The sequence below is a fragment of the Hypericibacter sp. genome (genome assembly GCF_050729195.1).
In the GTDB taxonomy this organism is placed as follows: Bacteria; Pseudomonadota; Alphaproteobacteria; order Dongiales; family Dongiaceae; genus Hypericibacter.
Genome location: NZ_JBOHKS010000007.1, coordinates 1 through 2,736 on the forward strand (window position 1 = coordinate 1; position 2,736 = coordinate 2,736).

At 67.1% G+C, this 2,736-nt stretch carries 1 protein-coding gene; it reads right to left on the reverse strand.

What is annotated here, in order from left to right:
- Nucleotides 1-223: 223 nt before the first annotated feature.
- Nucleotides 224-2,736 (reverse strand): pyruvate, phosphate dikinase (ppdK, locus tag ACREE8_RS00305; RefSeq protein WP_431570972.1); only part of this gene is annotated, 2,513 nt, incomplete at its 5' end.

A 2,736-nucleotide genomic window follows, 5' to 3' on the forward strand; every position in this document is an offset into this window, starting at 1 on the left:
TCCGATACGGGAGCGCCGCCCATGCCCGGATCCGACCTGAGCGCAAAATCCTATCGTCTTTTGCGCCGGCTTGAACAGGCCTTCGGCGGGCACCGTTCACCTGCGTCCGGAGTTGTCGGCAGCACCACCGACGGCCCAGGAACGGCCCGCGGCGGCGCGCGACCCGTCGCCGGCCTCGGGGGCAGGACGCTGTAGGTCAGACTCTAAGACCGGTTCAGGCGGCCTAGACGTCGCGGGTAATGCCAGTCAAGGCCGCCTGCGCCGCCGCAAGGCGGGCGATCGGCACGCGATAGGGCGAGCAGGACACGTAGTCCAACCCCACCTCGGCGCAGAAGCGGATCGAGGCGGGATCGCCGCCATGCTCGCCGCAGATGCCGAGCTTGAGGTCGGGCCGGGTCTTGCGGCCGCGCTCGCTGGCGATCCGGACCAGCTCGCCCACGCCATGCGGATCGATGGTGACGAAGGGGTCCTGCGGCAGCAGCCCTTTGCGCTCATAGATCTGCAGGAAGCGCGCGGCGTCGTCGCGCGACAGGCCGTAGGTGGTCTGGGTCAGGTCGTTGGTGCCGAAGCTGAAGAACTGCGCCGTCTGGGCGATCTCGCCCGCCAGCAGGGCCGCGCGCGGCAGCTCGATCATGGTGCCGACCGAATAGGCCGTGGCGATGCCGCTCGCCTTGGCCACCTCGGCCGCGACGCGATCGACCATCTCCTTCAGGACCTCGAGCTCCTTGGGCATGGCGACCAGCGGAATCATGACCTCCGGTTCCGCGGTCTCGCCGGACTCCTTCTTCACCTGCGCCGCCGCCTCGAAGATGGCGCGCGCCTGCATCTCGTAGATCTCGGGGAAGGTGATGCCGAGCCGGCAGCCGCGATGGCCCAGCATCGGGTTCGATTCCTTCATCATCGCTGCGCGGTGACGCACGCCTTCGAGCTCGATGCCGGCCGCCGCCGCCACTTCGGCCATCTCGGCATCGGTATGGGGCAGGAATTCGTGGAGCGGCGGATCCAGCAGACGGATCGTCACCGGCAGGCCGCGCATGATCTGGAACAGCTCGACGAAATCCGCCCGCTGCATCGGCAGGATGCGCGCCAGGGCCTTGCGCCGGCCGGCCTCGTCGTCGGCCAGGATCATCTCGCGCATGGCGACGATGCGGGTGCCGTCGAAGAACATATGCTCGGTGCGGCAGAGGCCGATGCCTTCGGCGCCGAAGCGCCGCGCGGTGCGGGCGTCGAGCGGCGTCTCGGCATTGGTGCGGACCTTGAGCTTTCGGATCGAATCCGCCCAGCCCATCAGCGTGGCGAAATCGCCGGAAAGCTCGGGCTGGATGGTGGGCACCTCGCCCAGCATCACCTCGCCGGTGCCGCCATCGATGGTGATCATGTCGCCGTCGCGCACCACCACGTCGCGCACCTTCATGGTCCGCGCGTTGGCGTCGATCCGCAGATCGCCGGCGCCGGAGACGCAAGGCCGTCCCATGCCGCGCGCCACCACGGCGGCGTGACTGGTCATGCCGCCGCGCGTGGTCAGGATGCCGACCGCGGCATGCATGCCATGGATATCCTCGGGGCTGGTCTCGGCCCGGACCAGGATCACCTTGTCGCCCTTGGAGGCGCGGTCCTCGGCCTCGTCGGCCGTGAAGACCGCGTGGCCGCCCGCGGCTCCCGGCGAGGCCGGCAGCCCGCGCGAGATCACCTTGCGCGGCGCCTTGGGATCCAACATCGGATGCAGCAGCTGATCGAGCGAGGCCGGATCGATGCGCCTGATCGCCTCTTTCTGGTCGATCATGCCTTCCTTGACCATGTCCACCGCGATCTTGATCGCGGCCGCTGCCGTGCGCTTGCCGCTGCGGGTCTGCAGCATATAGAGCTTGCCGCGCTGGACCGTGAACTCGATGTCCTGCATATCGCGGTAATGCGCCTCGAGCTTGTGGCGCACATGATCGAGCTCGGCGAAGAGCGAGGGCATCACTTCTTCCATCGCCGGCAGGTTCGAGCGGTTGGCCTTCTTTCCCGCGACCGTCAGATGCTGCGGTGTGCGGGTGCCCGCCACGACATCCTCGCCCTGCGCATTGACGAGATACTCGCCATAGAAGGCGCTCTCGCCATTGGAGGGATTGCGGGTGAAGGCGACGCCGGTGGCGCAATCATCGCCCATATTGCCGAATACCATGGCCTGGATATTGACAGCCGTGCCCCAATCCTCGGGGATCGAATGCAGGCGGCGATAGGTGACGGCGCGCTGCGTCTGCCAGCTGCCGAAGACCGCGCCGATCGCGGCCCAGAGCTGGGCCTTGGGGTCCAGCGGGAAAGGCTGGCCGGTCTGCGCCTGGACCTTGGCCTTATAGGCCACAATGATCTTCTGCAACGCCTCGGATGTGAGCTCGGTATCGAGCGACAGGCCGCGATCCTCCTTCTCGAGTTCCAGGATCTCCTCGAAATGATGGTGGTCGATACCCAGCACCACATTGCCAAACATGTGAATGAAACGGCGATAGCTGTCATAGGCAAAGCGGGCATCGCCCGAATGGCGCGCCAGACCTTCGACCGTCTTGTCGTTGAGGCCGAGATTGAGGACCGTGTCCATCATCCCCGGCATAGAGGCACGGGCGCCCGAGCGCACCGACACCAGCAGCGGATTGGTCTCGTCGCCGAACCGGGCACCGACCGTGGCCTCGATCCCCGCGAGCGCCTCCTCGACATCCTTCTCGAGCCCGGCCGGATAGGCCTGGCCGTTGCTAT